We start from the raw sequence: 17,075 nt of genomic DNA on the forward strand, positions 1-17,075 counted from the left end.
GCCCTCCGGGACTTGGTCAGGCACGGAAATGCCAGTCGATGGAGGCCATCAGCATCAGGTAGCGCAAGGCGGCGCCGGAGTGATGGTTCTGCTCCTGAGCAGTGGGCTTGGCACCTGGCAAACGCAGCATCACTCGAATGCCTATGTGACTGTTCTGGCTGCTTCGATTCTCCGGGACTTGTTCAATGATCCTCAAACGAGGTTTTCCCAGAACCGTGCGCCAACGACTTTTGGTTTGCCTGGGCGTGCGTTCATCGTAAATGATGAACTCAATATCAGCCCAAGGGACGCCCAGCTCAGATAACAGCCACAGGTACTCACGAGCACTCTGATCATCCCTACCGGGGTAGAAGCGCAGTGTCGTCTCGCTCGCCCAGCAGCGTTCCACGAAATCGTCCAGCACTCGACCAGCTTTGGCTTTATGCCGGCTGCTTAGCAGGCGATAGAGCTGATCCGCATAGGCCACCACCCCGGCCAGACCTCCGTGTTTAGGCGGTCTTGGGACAAGCTCAATTCTATGATCTGAGTCAGAAATTGCTGGACTCTGCAGGCGATGCTTGCCGAGGTGGCTAATGTACCTCGCCCGTTCCAGCATGGCCGACCGATCAGCTTCGGTAAACTCAACCCAGTCCATGTTGACCGACTGCCCCGATGCCTCCGCGTATGCCTCATAGGAGAGCATGGATGAGATTTCATTCATTCTCGTCAGTGCCCATCCACCCTCACTCGTCTGATGGGAAATCAGCGGACGCTTAATTTTTCCTTGGTTGCTGCGCCTATAGACCCGCATACGGCCGATGATTCTCCGCATGTGCCGAATCTCTGCAGGCAGGCCAGGTGCAGGTAGGTCGTCCGGCTTGTTTGGCAAACTGACCTGGGCAATTTTCGCAATGACGTGGCCAGGCGGCCAAAATTCAGGATTCCACTGCCAGCACAGCGCTGATAACCATGGCATGCAATGGATGTAGTAGAGCAAGGATGTTTTGGGACTCGCATGCCCGAGCACAGCGCTGGTGATATGGATCACACGTCGAGTTGCGGACTCCGGGGAGTGAAGAAAGGCTCGATTGAACCGTTCTGTGTCCAGCAGCCATTTCATGGTTTGCGGATGCTCACCGAACAGCAACCCAGCCTCCTGACTAATACCGAATGCTGACGCGGCTAACTTAAACGTCAGCCAAGTCGCGGCCGAATGCCTCAGGTGGTGATAGTGCATATCGCTGCACCCAGTCACCCGGCGTAGTGCGTCATGAATAGCTGGCATCAGTGTTGACTCAGATACCCATCGAGTCTGGAATTCCGGGATACAGAACAAGAATTCCGAATATGGACTCTTCAGCTCTTCGTCATCGCGTAGCTGGGCCAGGCGCTCAATGAGCTGCAACTCATCTGGCTCAAGCAACACGTGAAGTTGCAGCATCCGTGTCGAGTTGCGTGTTTTTAACGCGCGCTGAGCATGTGGTCGAATAAGCAAGTTGATCGGTCGCTCAAGAACAGTAAATCGCTCAGGCGATAGCCGCTTGAGGTTCTGATGTCGACGCCTTACTGCAGCGGCTCGCGCATCAGGCAGCGAAGGCAATTGCAGGTCTCGACGCAGCAATTTCAGCGCCTCATTGCGGCGCAATCCCAGACGAAATCCGAAGATCATCATGGCTTGAGCAACGATGGCGAGACGTGGTGAGCGCTGGCTCAAAGGGCCTGTGGCTAAGTCCCGGAGGACCAGACGATATTGGTCCTCATTGAGGATCTGAGCATCGACGAACTGAGGTGTTTTCCCAATGCCCAGCGTGCTATAGGGGCTGATTGGCGGATACGCAAAAGTTTTCTGCAGGTGACCATGGAACTCCAACAATCCCTTAGCGAGATTCCTCCTCATAGACGAGGTGGGCTGAGCCTCTAGCATCAGCTCATAGAGCTCCTCAAGCGCATCCGGTGAAACTTCCAAGATCGAGTCGGCACATAGCAGATTGTCCAAACCTACACCGACATCCCGAACATAGTTGGCAACTGTTTTGGGCTGTAACATGTTGCCGTAAAACGAGCGGCCGTGAAGCAGGAGTGCCGCCCAGCCATTGATCAAAGCTTCAAGCGTCTGAGGTGGAGGTATATTCTCGACTGGTGAAATTTGCCGCTTGCGGACTTTTCGGCACAATACAGTCAACCATTCGGGAACATTTTGTCGGGGTCTGCGAAACCGGTGCTTTTTCCGTTTCTGCTTCTCTTCGCTACTTGGTACCGGTGCATTCCTGTTCAAATGCTGCCAAGAGTCCGACAAAACAGAATGCGACACAAAGTTTGACCTTGCAGCATAATTTATTGACAACTGTGACAACTGTGTTTGACGCTCAATACGCAGTAACTCAAACACTCGCTCTAGAGAGGCTGGCTGGTTATCAGGGCAAATTTCTCCTTTGGCCAGCGCCGCTTGAATACACCTTAACTTCCCGCCCTTTCGATCCAAGTAAGACCGGCTCTCGGCTAGATCTGCAGCGCAGCGCGACAGAAGCGAGAGCGTTATTGGGTCTGGAAACCACTGCCGGTTCTCAGCCTCAGGTTGACCTCGGATTGAGAGTTGCAACCGGAACTCTGGTATTCCGGATATCCAAATGACCTGCCCAGGATCAAGCTGAGTCAGCGCGTTCAGTTGGGGAATGTCCATCACAGCGCCATAATAGGCAGCACTCAGTAGAAGCAGCCCAATCCGCGCATGGGGTGTGAGCTCATCTAGATCACGCCTGATGGCGCGCCTCATCGAATCAACCAAGTCTTGACTGGCCGACAGATTCTCTGGGTTGTACAGGTCTGGGTTAATCGGATTAGGGCGGCGCGGCGTTTCGATCGCTATCCGAGCCAGCGGCAAGCTCGGATTAAAACGCTGTGCCCGACGCGTCACATCTAGCAGTGTGTTGCGCAATGTCGAGCTTTCGAGCTGGTTCTCGAGATTTTGCATTTCCTTGATGGGAAAGGTACGCAGCGAACGCTGTCCGCAGAGCCATTCACCGATGCTGTTGCCGGAGTTTTGGCAACGCTCCCGGAGTGTTATCAGATATCCGCTCTTCCACTCTGGATCATGTTTATCCGGGCTCCAGACAACAGACAGCATTTCATCCGAAAGTCGTGAGCTATTCATGCATCAGCCTCCCCAACCAGGTGGCTGTTGCGAACCGTCCAACCGAGCTCCCGCATGAGTGACAACAAGTAGGTATGAAGGCCCTGGACATAGGTACGCGGACAAAAGCTCGAGTAAATATCTTGTGGTTCTTCGCCGCTCAGCCAATGGCCCATCAGAGCCGACAGTGTCTCAGGCGGACATCCGCGCTCGGCGAGCTCAGTTCTCAAGAACTTACGGAAGCCATTTACTGCATGAGGTGTGAAACCCTCAATCTGGCGCATTACAGCTTTGATATGGAGCGGTCGAATTTCCTCGTAGCAAAGACAACCATCATCGGTTAAGCGCAGGAAAAATCCGTTGGTAGGAGCCGGTGCATGTAACTCGAGTTGTGCGGTAATTGCTCTGCAGTGAGCCTTATAGGCTTTTAACTGTCGTTTTAGCAGGTCAGTCAACACTACTAGGCGACTCATATGCCCATCATCTGAGCCTTTGTCCCCCAGCGCGCCGTGTCCCCCAGGCGATATAAATTCGTCTTCCTGCTTCAACGGGTCGCGAATAGCTCGACATCCGGTCGTCATAAAGAACATTTGAACCGTCCACAGCGAAAAGCAGTTATGCCAATGGACAAGCTGCTGAAGATTTTTTCGAGGGCGTTTACGCAGCACTACCAGCAACGCCTCGAGATTAGCTTTTACCGTATCCAGTCTAAGGCAATTTCGGGCACCAACAGCCGCCTCCGGAACGGAGGGCATTGGGGCACTCGGCGCCTCCAGCCCCACGGTGGCATAAACCCCATTTAAAACCTTCTGAACTGACTGGTGATAAAGGCCTCGTAAATAGTTAATGCTGTACTGGCTGTAATACAGTGGTGTGTTGGCCGATAGACAAGGCATCCCCGATAGCATGGTGGCTGCAACCACATCGTGAGAGTCTATGATGATTTGGCGATGTAGGTAGGAGCGCACTTTGTGCATCGTGTAGCGAGGATCTTCGCCCCCAAGCTCGCTCAACAAAGTGCGGATTTCACGTTCTAGGTCTTTGACCTTGCAGGTGATAACGGCAGAACCATTCACCGGCGACAGGTCCCTGATTGCCATAACTAGCGCAGCTGCCCCAACCATGTCCGGTACCGATATTGTTGGCTGAGATGCTCGAACGGCCTTTCGAGGCAAGTGCTCTTCCGCTGCATAGTCCGGTGTAGGTGCAAAAAATCTGAACTCCGCCGGCCCTGCCTCATCAGCCAGAACCAACTCCAGCACCGAGCTCGGGCGCGCATTGCGCTCAGCTATCCGTAGTTTTTTGCAGTCCTCAAGTGAACGACCGAACCAGAGCATGAGATGAAGTACCAGCAGTGCCTCCAAGCGCCTCCGATTCTTTATCTGCTCTTGGGCAGGAGCATTACGAATTCGCTCCCGACAGAGCAAAAATTCATCAGTGACACCAAATAGTAGGTTTGCTAGTTCATACTGCGTGAGCAGGTTGTAGCCAAACGGTAAAAACTGCCGACTGCGAGCAATATGAGCGAGCATACCCTCATGGCTGAGCAATTCAGCTACATATGGCCTGACTTCACCTCTTGTATCGATCAAACATATTTCACTTGCAGCAGTTCTTTCGCCCAGCGGCAGTGCTTCATCTAAATTATCGTCTAGCGGTTGAGACGCCACAAAACTTATATATCCAGGGAGCAAATCTGGGTCGTCTGGATCCTCGAGCGGGAACTCGGTGGCACCCTGGCTAATTAGTACGCCTAGGCCTGCGCTATTTGAACCGCCATGCTGACGATGGCCACCACCACCGTGACGTTCTGGCGGTTCCTCACCACCGAGGTAGCGGACGAGACGAACGATAGGCGGGTAGTACTCTGCTAGGTAATCGATTGAACTGCCGGCGTCGAATTGGCGGCAACCCTGCGCAAATACAGCAGAGCTGGACCATATATTAAGATCATCTGGTATAGACAGTATCTGCAGTGCGCAGAGTGCTCGGAGTTCAAGGTAAGCGCTGTATCTCTGCCCGCGCAGTCCCAGATCATCTGCCCGTTGCTGATAGGCTACAAGAAGTTGACCAATGAGACGGTAGTAATCCAGCTGGCTTTCTGAATCCGCAGGCTCATGCCACAGCGTCGCGTAGGGGAAGGCGTGATCCTGTACACCCTTACCGATGACAGGATTGCGCGTACGCCGCTCATCTCCCTGGTAAAACATGGGGCCCAAAGCCGCAATAAAATCAGGATTGTTTCGGATTGAAATAATCCAGCAGCACTCGTCCCGCCAGGCTCTGAGATCGTGCGCACCTAGGCTGAGCTCTGGCGCTACGTCCATGGCATCAAGCGCATTAACAACCCCCTGCATGACCCGAGGGAAATCAATTAGCTGCGAATGAACATCTAGAAACCTCAGCATCTCCACTATCACACCAACATCACGCCCAGCATCTGCAGCCAACGCTAGCAGCTGTGCATGCCGTGAGTCAGGGCTGATGTGTGGCTGGTCCATACTCTTCGAATGATTGGATGTATCTGGCATTTATGGGCTCTCACTTTTTGGATTACTAACTGATAGTGAAACTCCCAAGGCCACTGGTTTTGGGGGTAGAGCTACGCGCCAGGTAATTTTATTTTTGAGTTGTTCGAAATTCCGCGCATGCGCGGAAAAATCGTCATATCGATGCGGATTCCACGCTGACTCGGACACTTGCGGATTTCGGAGCACCGTGACCGGTCATTTCGCTAACGCGTGACCGCTCATTTCGGTAGCAACGTGACCGATTTTCCGCCTGTTCCGAAACAGGCGGTCACGGCTTAGCGAAAGCCTTCCCCTTCGTTGCGTATGACCTGATGCGCCGCCACCCTCGACCGATTTCGGGAGGGGAAGATGGCGGCGCCGCGAGTAGCCATGCGAAACATCAAAGAATGTCTGCGCCTCAAGCTTGAGGCCGGTTTATCCCACGAGAAGATCGCCCGCGCCTTGCAGCTGTCCAAGGGCGTCGTCAGCAAGTACATCGCGGCGGCGCGTGTGGCCGGGCTGGATTGGCCGGCGCTGGTGGCCATGGACGAGGCCGCGCTGGCGGCCGCCTTGTTTGCGCCAGCGTCGACGGGCAAGCCGCGCAGTGAGCGGGTGCTGCCGGACGTGCTGAGCATCCACCGCGAGCTGCGCCGCAAGGGTGTCACCTTGCAGCTGCTGTGGGAGGAATATCTCGCCGCGCATCCGCAGCAGCCGACCTACCGCTACACCCAGTTCGTCGAGCACTACCGGCGTTACGCCCAGACGCTCAAGCGTTCGATGCGTCAGCTGCACCGCGCGGGCGAGAAACTGTTCATCGACTATGCCGGGCCGACGCTGCCGGTGGTCGATCCGGCCACCGGCGAAGTCCGCCGGGCGCATATCTTCGTCGCGGCCCTGGGCGCCTCGAATTACACCTATGCCTGCGCGACACCAGGTGAAACCCAGGTGGACTGGCTGACCTCACTGGGCCAGGCGCTGACCTACTTCGGCGGCGTGCCGGAGATGGTCGTGCCGGACAACCTGCGCAGCGCGGTGAGTAAGAGCCACCGCTACGAGCCGGACATCAACCCGAGCTACCGCGATCTGGCCGAGCACTATGGCGTGGCGGTGGTGCCGGCGCGGGCGCGTAAGCCGCGCGACAAGGCTAAGGCCGAGGTCGGCGTGCAGGTGGTCGAGCGCTGGATCCTCGCGGCCCTGCGCAACCGCCAGTTCTTCTCCCTGAACGAGCTCAACACAGCCATCGCGGCGCTGCTGGCCAGACTCAACCAACGCCCTTTCAAGAAGCTGCCCGGCTCGCGCCAGACGGCCTTCGACAGCCTGGATCGTCCGGCCTTGCGCGCGCTGCCGGAGCAACCCTACGTGTATGCCGAGTGGAAGAAGGCGCGCGTGCCCATCGACTACCACGTCGAGGTCGATGGTCATTACTACTCGGTGCCCTACAAACTGGTGAAGAAGCAGCTGGAGGTGCGGCTGACGGCCACGAAGTCTGCCGTGTCGTAAGCCTTGTCCGCAGCCAAGGTGCGTCGACGGCGACCACCCAGCTTGCTCAGCATCGCCAGCGCGGCTTCGCGTTCGCCACAGCCACCGGCCAGAGTCACATGAGCACTGCGCACCAGGCCACTGCGGTGTTCCATCAGCACATGCCCCATGTAACTCAGCTGCGCGCCGGTGTTGTGGCTCTTGCGGTACAGCCGGGCATCCGGATCGCTGGTCGAGGCGTGGGTGTCGTTGCTGCGCTTGTGCCCCTTGAAGTCCGGCGGGGCATTGCGCGGGCCGGGGCCCGGGTCGTCTGGCGTATCGTCCTTGGGACGGAAACTCTTCTGAGAGGCCCAGGCTTGCAGCAATGTGCCGTCGACCGAGAAGTGCTCATCCGAGATCAGCCCCTGCTTCTCCGCCAGGCGTACCACCTCGCTCAGAAACTCGGCGGCCACTGCCTGGGCATTGAGGCGGTCACGATTCTTCGAGAAGACCGAGTGATCCCACACCGGATCATCAATGGCCAGGCCGACGAACCAGCGGAACCGCAGGTTGTAGCCCAGCTGTTCCATCAGCATCCGCTCGCTGCGCAGCGAGTAGAACAACTGCAGCAACTGCGCCCGCATCAGCTTCTCGGGGGCGATCGAGGCGCGGCCGGTGTCGGCATACAAGGTGTCGAACAGGGCGCTCATCCGCTGCAGAGCGGTGTCTGCCAGCTTGCGGATGGCGCGCAGGGGGTGAGTCGCTGGCACGAAGTCATCGAGCTTGGCGACAGTGAACAAGGATTCCTGAGTGATATCGGCGCCACGCATGGAAATCGGGGTTCCCGGCAGATTGGAGCCGATATCGTAAACCTTACACGGCAAAGTCAGACAGACCGTAGGCGAATTTCAATGCGCTGCGCGAAGCGGTGCTTGCCCAGCGCGTGATCCATGCCGACGAAACCCCGGTTTCGATGCTCGCGCCCGGCGAGAAGAAGACCCACCGTGCCTACGTCTGGGCCTACAGCACCACGCCCTTCGCCGATCTGAAGGCCGTGGTCTACGACTTCAGCCCCAGCCGTGCCGGCGAGCATGCGCGCAATTTTCTTGGCCAGTGGAATGGCAAGCTGGTCTGCGACGACTTCGCTGGCTACAAGGCCAGCTTCGAGCAAGGCATCACCGAAATCGGCTGCATGGCTCACGCCCGCCGCAAGTTCTTCGATCTGCACGCGGCGAACAAAAGCCAACTGGCCGAACAGGCGCTGCACTCTATCGCTGGGCTGTACGAAGTCGAACGCCAAGTGCGCGACATGAGCAATGAAGAACGCGGGCGAATACGGCAGGAAAAGGCTTCACCGCTCCTCGACGCACTACATGACTGGATGCTGGCCCAGCGTGATCTTGTGCCCAACGGCTCAGCCACGGCGAAAGCTTTGGATTACAGCCTCAAACGCTGGGTAGCGCTGACGCGCTATCTGGACGACGGCGCCGTGCCCATCGACAACAACCAAGTCGAGAACCAGATCCGCCCGTGGGCTCTAGGTCGCTCCAATTGGCTGTTTGCCGGGTCGCTACGCAGCGGCAAACGGGCGGCGGCAATCATGAGCCTGATCCAGTCGGCGCGGATGAATGGGCATGATCCGTATGCCTATCTCAAGGATGTGCTAACGCGACTGCCGACACAGAAGGCCAGCGCTCTGGCCGAGCTGCTGCCGCACAACTGGGTATCCGTCGGCAAGGTGTAATGCCCGTTCGCTTACAAAGCGCAAAAGCCGAAATCTAAGCCACTGCCTGAGTAATCAGGCGATTAACCAAATACACATCCAAGCCTTCACTGCCGCCTTCACGCCCGTAACCGCTTTCACCCACACCGCCAAAAGGTGTTTCAGCAAAGGCCAACGCAAAGTGATTAATGGCAAGCATGCCGGTGATGAGCTCGTCGCTTAGCCGATGACAGACTGCGAGGTTGTGGCTAAAGGCGTAGGCAGCAAGACCAAAGGTTGTGTTGTTGGCCAGCTCAATTGCCTCATCCACCGAGTTAAACGGCGCCAGCAGCGCTAGTGGACCAAAAGGTTCTTCCATCCACGCGCGGGCGTTTTCTGGAACGTTGGTTAACACGGTTGGCGCAAAAAAATAGCCGGAGTCTCTTAGCGGCCCTCCACCGGTTAGGACGGTAGCGCCTTTGACCTTGGCATCGGCGACTAAGTCGGCGATTTGCGCGCAGCGCCGTTGGTTGATTAGTGGGCCCATTTGTGTGGTTGGCTCTTGGGCTGCGCCAATGGTTATACGTTGTACGGCCTCGACAAATGCCTGGGTGAATTCGGCAAAAACACTTTGCTGGATATAAAAGCGGGTAGGCGAGACGCATACCTGCCCTGCGTTACGGAACTTGGCCTGTGCCAGCTTTTGTGCGCAGTCGAGGATATCCACATCCTCGAATACCAGAACCGGAGCATGTCCGCCGAGTTCTAGAGTGCAGGGTTTGACGTTCTGTGCCGCTTGGGTGGCGATCAGCTTGCCAACCGGCACGGAGCCTGTGAACGAGACTTTGCGAATAATCGGTGAGGCAATCAAATGCGCAGAAATCTCAGCCGGCCGGCCAAACACCAACGCCAGCACTCCGTCAGGCAGGCCGGCGTCTACCAGTGCCTGCACCACCCCAATCAGCGCGCCCGGCGCTTCTTCTGGCCCTTTCAAGATAATCGAACAGCCAGCCGCGAGGGCCGGCGCGAGTTTGCGTACAGCTTGCGAGGCTGGAAAGTTCCACGGCGAAAATGCGGCCACCGGCCCTACCGGATCACGCCGAACCATGTTGATCACTTTGCTGTCGCGTGCCGGCACCAGACGACCACAAGCGCGTCGCCCTTCTTCGGCGTACCACTGTAAAAGCTCGGCGCAGGAATTTATTTCCATGCGTGCCTCAGGCAGGGGTTTTCCTTGCTCAAGGCTTAAGGTCTGCGCTAGCGACTCAAGGCGCTCACGGATCAGTCGCGCCGCCTCAAGCAGTACATCCGCGCGCTTTATTGCGGGAGTTTTGCGCCAAACGGAAAAGCCCCTGGCGCAGGCGTTTAGGGCTATATCCAAGTCTTCGATTTCGGCAACAGCCACTTCATTTACCGTTTGGCTGGTTGCGGGGTTATCCACTGCCAGCCATGCATCTTTTTGGCCTGAGCACCAATGGCCGTCAATAAACAAAAGATGCTTGTGCGAAGACTCAGGCATAGCAGCTACTCCTTGGGTACGTTTATCGCGTTAGAGCGGTTCAGGGCGTAATCCATACGCACCCCAGAGATATGGTGGCGCAGTAGGTCGGCTACGGTTTGCGCATCGCGCATGGCGAGAGCATCCAGAATGGCTTCGTGTTCGCGCTGGAACACCAGCCAGCGCTCGCGGTTAAAACGATGAGCTTTAAGACGCAGCCAGGCCGGGTTGTTGCGCATGCGCGCAACCTTGCGTCCGGACTCGATGAACATGGCGTTTTGTGTGGCGCTGTAGAGCATTAGGTGGAAGTCGCGGTCGATCCTTTCCACTTCATCCCAGCTGGTGGCATGTCGGCCTGCTAACAGCTCACCGCGAATCCTGTCAATTTCAGCATCGCTCAATTTGAGCACCAGCAAATCAGCCAGGGCCGGTTCCACTGTCAGCCGAAACTCAATCAGCTCAGCGGGCGTAACCAGGGATTCGTTCCCCGGCTCTCCAAGCGGCTCATGCCCGGGAAGGGCGATCAGAAAAGTACCGCGTCCGACGCGCCGCTCTAGCAGCCCTTGCTTCTCAAGGGTGTTAAGGACATCGCGCACGGTGGACCGCGAAAGGGTTGAAAATTCAGCCAGGTCACGCTCATTTAAAAGCCTGTCTCCGACTTTTAATCTGCCGGTGCGCATCGCCCCCAAAAGCTGGCTCAGCAGCTGCTCTTTGGAGTTGACTGCGGTGATGCCTAAGACATTGTTTCCACCTGAACCATTTGCACCAATTAAGATTTCAGGCAAACCATTCATACCAATGTGCTCTTGTGAATTTTTTCAGTGGAGCCAGCATATAAGTGGTTGCCAGCAAGAGCAAGGCAAGGCAAGATCAAATCCAGGTCTAAATGCTGAATAAAAAAACAAACCAATAAGACCAATTGATTGCCTTAACGCTGCCCAATCGTCTTCATGCTTATCCTGACTTTGGAGAATGCTTATGTTGAAACGACTGGCTCTGAGTTCTTTGGCCGCTCTTCCCTTGATCAGTACGCAGGTGGCTGCTGAGGAAGTTAAAATTGGCTTTACCGCAGCCCTGTCAGGGGATTTTGCGGCATTTGGTTTGAACATCCGCAAGGGGCTAGAGATTGCCCTGACTGAACTCAATCAGACTTCGGACACCACCTTCAGTCTGACTTCGGCTGATGACCGTGGTGAGGCTCGCGAAGGTGTTTTGATTGCACAACGCTTTTGCTCGGATGAGTCCATTGATGTAGTGATGGGCTACTCGTTCAGCTCTATTGCACTGGCTGCAGTTCCGGTGTTTGACCGCTGCAAATTGCCGGTGCTGGCCTCTGCTGTCACCAGTCCTGATTTAACTGGTGCCAGTGCGTACTTCCGCCGCAACGTGATGACCGATGCAACCCAAGGGCAAACCATGGGGCGTTACGCCACGGAAAAGCTGGGCTTTAAGCGCGTTTATATCCTCAACCAGCAAGATGACTATGGTATCGGCCTATCAAGCGCCTTCAGTGATGCTGCGGCGAAAAACGCTGAGATTGTTGGTCAGGAAAGCTACCTGCTGGGCACCAAAGACTTTAAAACCCTGCTGATCAAGGCGCGTGCTGCCAAGCCGGACGCGATCTTTATCGGTGGTTTTTATTCTGAAGCAGCAAAAATTGCCGAACAGGCACGCGCCTTGGGAATCAAGGTTCAGCTCCTAGGCAGTGACGGATCGCTCAACCCTGATTTGATCAGTCTGGGCCGCAGCGCGGTGGAGGGTATGATCGCCTACGGAATGTTTGATCCGTCGGTTTCCACCGAGACCACGGCCCCCTTTATCGACGCCTACCAAAGCGCCTATGGCGAGCAGCCCAATGCTTGGGCGGCCCTTGGCTATGACGCCGGTAAAACTCTGGCCGCAGCGGTGACTCAAGCCAAGAGCCAGGGCGCACTCACCCGTGAGTCGCTTAATGAGGCCTTCTCCACCATCAAAGATATTCCGGGCGTTACTGGTCCAACGACCTTTGAGGCTAGCGGCGATCGCGTGGGGTCTTTGTACTTCTTGCAAGTCAAAGACGGCGCGTTTCGCTTAGCCGACACCCAGTAAACCTCAGGGCGGCCTAGCCGCCCCATTTGCCGTGCGGCTGCGCCGCTGCTTTCGTGCAACACAGATGGGTTTGCCATGGAATACTTTGCTCAGCTTTTGCTTAACGGCCTGACCATTGGTGCGATATACGCACTGGCGGCCGTAGCCTTCAGTCTCGTCTACGGGGTGGTGCGCATGGTGAACTTCGCCTTTGGCGAGTTCTTCATGTTGGGCGCCTTTATTACCGTGAGCTTGATGCTCGACCAGATCAGCCTGTTTGGAGTTTCGGTGGCGATGCCGCACTTCGCGCTACCGTTGGCAGCTGCTTTCGGAATTGTTCTGGCTGGAATATTAGGCGTTGTGGTGGATCGTTTGGCCTACCGGCCACTGCGCAACGCCCCGCGGTTGGCGCCTTTAATTACCTCTATCGCAATCTCTGTGCTGCTGCAAAGCGGGGCGCAAAGTATCTGGGGTGCTGAAGAGCTGCGCTTCCCGGAAAACCCGCTTTCAGAGATGGAAGTGATCGTCTTGTTCAACTCGCTCTATCTCACTGTGCCAGAAGCACTAACCATTATCGTGGCGGTTGTGGCGATGCTGGGGTTGCACCAGTTCGTGGCGCGCAGCCGCCTTGGTCGGGCGATGCGGGCTACGGCTGACAACAGCACGGCTTCAACCTTAATTGGCATCCCGGTAAACCGCATTATCGCCATCGCCTTTTTACTTGGCTCAGGTTTTGCCGCTCTGGCGGGGATTCTTTACGCGCAAACCTACGGCTTTGCCCACGCCACTATGGGCTTTATACCTGCGCTTAAAGCGCTGACCGCAGCGGTTTTGGGCGGCATTGGCAGCATTCCGGGTGCTGCGTTGGGCGGGTTGTTGCTGGGGATGATGGAAACCTTGGGTGGTGGTTACTTGCCGAACGGCAACGCCTGGAAAGACGCCATCAGTTTCAGTGTGCTGATTTTGCTCCTGTACTTCCGCCCGCAAGGCCTGCTCGGCCGGCCGGAAACCGTTGCTGGTGAGCGTGGAAGTTTGTTGGGCAACAGCCCGCAAAGCGGCTGGTTGATGGCTCGCGTTGAGCACCTGCTAGGTAAATTCGCCAGCCCAAGTCCTTGGCTGATGATCGCTCTGGTGGCTGTTGCAGCTAGTCTTGCCTTCGTCGTGACCAGCGACTACTGGCTGCGGATTTTAATCTTCGTGCTGATCTACGGGATGCTCGCCAGCGGTCTGAACGTGGTGGTGGGCTTTGCCGGTTTGCTGGATCTGGGCTATGTCGCCTTCTGGGCGGTGGGCTCCTATTTCACCTCAATCATCTTCATTCTGGTGATGCGCCAGGGCTTCGGCATTGAATCTGCTGAGGTTTGGTGGCTGATGTACGCCAACTTCATCGTCGGCGGTGTACTCGCAGCGCTGGCTGCAATGTGTATCGGCTACCCGACGCTAAAGCTGCGCGGCGATTACCTGGCCATCATGACCCTGGGCTTTGGCGAGATTATTCGCATCGTGGCTATCAACTGGGTGGATCTGACCCGGGGGCCGATGGGCATTCGCGATATCCCGTTGCCAAACCTGTTTGGTTACGAGTTGGCCAGCGCTCAGGCCCAATACCTTTATGCGTTGGCGCTGGCGGCCTTGGTGGTGTTCGTGATTGCTCGCATTGTGCGCTCCCATGTTGGTCGGGCATGGGTGGCCATACGTGAAGATGAAGACGCTGCCGAAGCCATGGGCATCCCGACCTCGCGCTACAAGCTATATGCCTACGCCTTCGGTGGCTTTATTGGTGGACTGGTTGGCACCTTTTATGCCCACAGCCAGCAGTACATCAGCCCTTTCAACTTCAGTCTGTTTGAAAACATTCTGCTGCTGATGCTGGTTGTTCTGGGCGGGTTGGGTACTTTGATTGGTCCCTTTATCGGCGCGTTGATTTGGGTGGTGTTCCTGCAGCTGGCGCTGGATTTGCCCTTTGTTGAAGCCTTCCCTGAAGCGCGTTTTGCCCTTCTGGGCCTGTTGTTGATCCTTTTGATGCTGTACCGACCTCAAGGACTTGCCGCCAAAGCGCGGGTCAAGCTGGTGGCGCAATGAACGCCCTGCTAAATGCTCAAGGTTTAAGCGTGACATTTGGTGGCTTGAAGGCGGTGGACGGGCTGGATATCAGTATCCGGGAGGGCCATATACATGCGCTTATCGGTCCCAATGGTGCGGGTAAAAGCACTGTGGTCAATGCCCTGTCTGGTTTCGTTAAACCGACAGCGGGGTCATTGACCATCAGCGGGAGTGAAGTCTGTGGGCGTGAAGCCCATGTGATCGCCCAGGCAGGGCTGGCCCGCACCTTTCAAAACATCCGTTTGTTTGGTGCGATGAGTGTCTTGGAAACCGTGTTGGTCGGTGCCCACCGGCACTTTGACGCAAACCTCTGGCACCTGCTGTTTTTACGTCGGGCGCTGCGCGTGCATGAGGCACAGATGGTTGAGCAAGCCAAAGCACTTCTGCGCTTTGTCGGTCTGGATGAAAGCTTTGATGAGCGTGCCCCCACCACCCTTGCCTACGGCCATCAGCGCCGGGTAGAGATTGCCCGCGCGCTGATCTCACGCCCCCGTCTTCTGCTGCTGGATGAGCCCTTGGCGGGTATGAACCTGGCCGAAAAGGAAGAGCTGTCGGCCCTGATTAAACGCATCCGTGACGACGGCACCAGTGTTCTTTTGGTCGAACACGATATGAGCATCATCCATGGTCTAGCCGACCGGATCACGGTGCTCTACCACGGGCAAAAACTGGCTGAAGGCAGCGTGACCGAAGTCTTCGCCAATGAAGCCGTGCAAAGCGCCTACTTCGGCAAACAAAAGGTGAAAGGAGGCAAAGCATGACTGCGCCATTAATTCAGGTCGATAACCTGTGCGTGCGTTATGGCGCCGTTGAAGCGTTGACCGATATCAGTCTGGCGGTGATGCCCGGTACGATCACCAGTCTGGTCGGCAGTAATGGTGCAGGTAAAAGCACCACTCTGAAAGCCATTTCAGGGCTGGTGAAACCGGTCAGCGGCAGCATCCGCTATATCACTCACGACCTTTTGAAATTACGCGCTGAAAGCCGCTCCGAACTGGGCATTGCCCATGTACCGGAAGGCCGGCTGGTGTTTGCCAGCATGACGGTCACCGAGAACTTACTGCTGGGCGCCTACATTCAGCGCGACAAGCGCGCCATCGACCGTGATATCGACGAGCTGCACGAGCTGTTTCCGATCCTGAAAACCCGCGCCAAACAACTCGCCGGCACCCTCTCCGGAGGAGAGCAGCAAATGCTTGCGATTGGCCGGGCGCTAATGTCGCGCCCGCAATGCCTGATCCTGGACGAGCCAACCATGGGGCTGGCGCCGCAGATGATTGACCGGGTGCTGGAAGCGGTAGCCAGTATTCGCGACAAGGGCATCACGGTGCTGATGGTTGAGCAGAACGCCCTTGAAGCAATTGCCATTGCTGACAGCGCGTACGTGCTGCGGCAGGGCCGTCTTGTCTACCAAGGCTCCGGTGCAAGTCTGGATGCCGACCTTTTAAAACAACTGTATCTGGGCGGCGGTGCCGCTACACCTGTGACTGGAGTTGCATGATGACGATCCACTCTGCGAAGTACCTCTGGAGCGGCACTGAACTGGGCGAGGCCCGTGCTCTTGCACCGCACTACTACACCAGTGAAGAAATCTTCAAACAGGAAGTGGAGCATATCCATTTAAAGAACTGGTTCTTTGCCGCGCGTACCGATGAGCTTGCCAGCTCGGGCGACTACCGCTCCATTGATACCGTGGGCGGGCCGGTGCTGCTGACCCGTGATGAGCAAGGCGAGCTGCACGCCTTTGCCAACTTTTGCCGTCACCGTGGCTCGATTCTGCTGGAAGGCTGCGGTAACCGTCGCAACATCCTCTGCCCCTATCACGCCTGGAGCTACAAGTTGGATGGCAGCATGATGCGGGCGCCCGGGATGGCTGATGTTCCGGGCTTTGATCCGGAACATAACGCGCTGGTGCCGATTCGCATGAGCGTGTGGCGCGGCAATATCTTTTTAAATTTCGACGACAACGCGCCGGATTTAATGACCCATCTAGGTGACTTTGATGAGCTGGTCGGGACCAACAAATTAGAGGATATGGTCTGCGTTTGGCGCAAAGACATCATCGCCGAATGCAACTGGAAGCTGCTTTTGGAAAACGCAATGGAGACCTATCACACCGGGATCGTCCATGCCAAAACCGTAGGCGCGCAAAATAGCCTGACCTTTGCAGCCAAAGGCGAATGGCACGCCATTCAAGTGCAGTCGTTGATGACGAGCGCAGTCCTCGACAAAACCCAGGACGCGCCTTTTCCGCAAATTGAAGGCCTGAGCGAACAGGCTAAACAAGGCACTTTCTTCACTCTGGTCGAGCCCACTACCCAATTCTGCTGCGCTCAAGATTGCATGTGGTGGCTGGTAGTAAGGCCGATTGCGGTGGATCGTACGCACTTGTCGGTGGGCGGCTGCTTCCCCAAACACTTGCTGGAGCTGCCCGACTTTGAAGAGCGCGCTCAGCCTTACTACCACCGCTGGGGCACAGTAGCTCTGGAAGATGTTGGCATCCTGGAAAAACAGCAAAAAGGCCTGAGTTCGGTTCGTTATACCCCGGGGCACTTGTCGTGGCGTGATGATGTGGTGCATGACATGAACAACTGGCTGTTGCGTCATCTGCCAATTGCCAAGGGATAA

At 56.4% G+C, this 17,075-nt stretch carries 9 protein-coding genes and 3 pseudogenes; 7 read left to right on the forward strand and 5 right to left on the reverse strand.

What is annotated here, in order from left to right; all coding sequences use genetic code 11:
- Positions 1-16: 16 nt before the first annotated feature.
- Positions 17-3,130, reverse strand: a complete 3,114-nt coding sequence (locus A9513_RS29650; protein WP_141678548.1) for a hypothetical protein — start codon at positions 3,128-3,130, stop codon at positions 17-19.
- Positions 3,127-5,640, reverse strand: a complete 2,514-nt coding sequence (locus A9513_RS35885) for a site-specific integrase (RefSeq protein ID WP_141678549.1) — start codon at positions 5,638-5,640, stop codon at positions 3,127-3,129. Before A9513_RS35885 ends, A9513_RS29650 begins: the two co-directional genes overlap by 4 nt.
- Positions 5,641-6,009: 369 nt before the next feature.
- On the opposite strand from A9513_RS35885, the pseudogene istA reads away from it, so the two are divergent.
- A pseudogene (gene istA, locus A9513_RS29670) lies at positions 6,010-7,098 on the forward strand (IS21 family transposase); the annotation flags it as partial.
- Here the strand turns inward: istA and A9513_RS29675 are convergent.
- Positions 7,095-7,907 (reverse strand): annotated as a pseudogene (locus tag A9513_RS29675) (IS5 family transposase); the annotation flags it as partial. The pseudogenes istA and A9513_RS29675 overlap by 4 nt on opposite strands.
- An 80-nt stretch (positions 7,908-7,987) precedes the next feature.
- Here A9513_RS29675 and A9513_RS29680 point away from each other — a divergent pair.
- Positions 7,988-8,821 (forward strand): annotated as a pseudogene (locus tag A9513_RS29680) (IS66 family transposase); the annotation flags it as partial.
- Positions 8,822-8,855: 34 nt separating this feature from the next.
- On the opposite strand, the gene A9513_RS29685 reads toward A9513_RS29680, so the two are convergent.
- Entirely contained in the window at positions 8,856-10,298 is a 1,443-nt protein-coding gene (locus A9513_RS29685) for an NAD-dependent succinate-semialdehyde dehydrogenase (RefSeq protein WP_033982769.1), read from the reverse strand.
- Between the two features lie 5 nt (positions 10,299-10,303).
- Positions 10,304-11,071: a FadR/GntR family transcriptional regulator gene (locus A9513_RS29690; protein ID WP_033982767.1), complete on the reverse strand. Its 768-nt coding sequence runs from the start codon at positions 11,069-11,071 to the stop codon at positions 10,304-10,306.
- Positions 11,072-11,255: 184 nt separating this feature from the next.
- Here A9513_RS29690 and A9513_RS29695 point away from each other — a divergent pair, with 184 nt between their 5' ends.
- From A9513_RS29695 to A9513_RS29715, 5 genes are all read left to right on the forward strand, one after another.
- On the forward strand, positions 11,256-12,365 hold the full coding sequence (locus A9513_RS29695) for an ABC transporter substrate-binding protein (protein ID WP_033982765.1): 1,110 nt from the start codon (positions 11,256-11,258) through the stop codon (positions 12,363-12,365).
- 75 nt (positions 12,366-12,440) lie between these two features.
- A complete protein-coding gene (locus A9513_RS29700; protein ID WP_033982764.1) occupies positions 12,441-14,426 on the forward strand; it encodes an ABC transporter permease in 1,986 nt (661 codons plus the stop codon).
- Positions 14,423-15,208 carry an ABC transporter ATP-binding protein gene (locus tag A9513_RS29705; protein WP_033982762.1) on the forward strand — a complete coding sequence of 262 codons (786 nt, stop codon included), beginning with the start codon at positions 14,423-14,425 and terminating at the stop codon, positions 15,206-15,208. Before A9513_RS29700 ends, A9513_RS29705 begins: the two co-directional genes overlap by 4 nt.
- Positions 15,205-15,948: an ABC transporter ATP-binding protein gene (locus A9513_RS29710; protein WP_033982761.1), complete on the forward strand. Its 744-nt coding sequence runs from the start codon at positions 15,205-15,207 to the stop codon at positions 15,946-15,948. The genes A9513_RS29705 and A9513_RS29710 overlap by 4 nt, the downstream gene beginning before the upstream one ends.
- The gene (locus tag A9513_RS29715; RefSeq protein WP_049878502.1) at positions 15,945-17,075 is read left to right on the forward strand and encodes an aromatic ring-hydroxylating dioxygenase subunit alpha; all 1,131 of its coding nucleotides are present in this window, start codon (positions 15,945-15,947) and stop codon (positions 17,073-17,075) included. The genes A9513_RS29710 and A9513_RS29715 overlap by 4 nt, the downstream gene beginning before the upstream one ends.

The organism is Pseudomonas sp. AU12215, from assembly GCF_001675465.2.
GTDB classification, from domain to species: Bacteria; Pseudomonadota; Gammaproteobacteria; order Pseudomonadales; family Pseudomonadaceae; genus Pseudomonas; species Pseudomonas nitroreducens.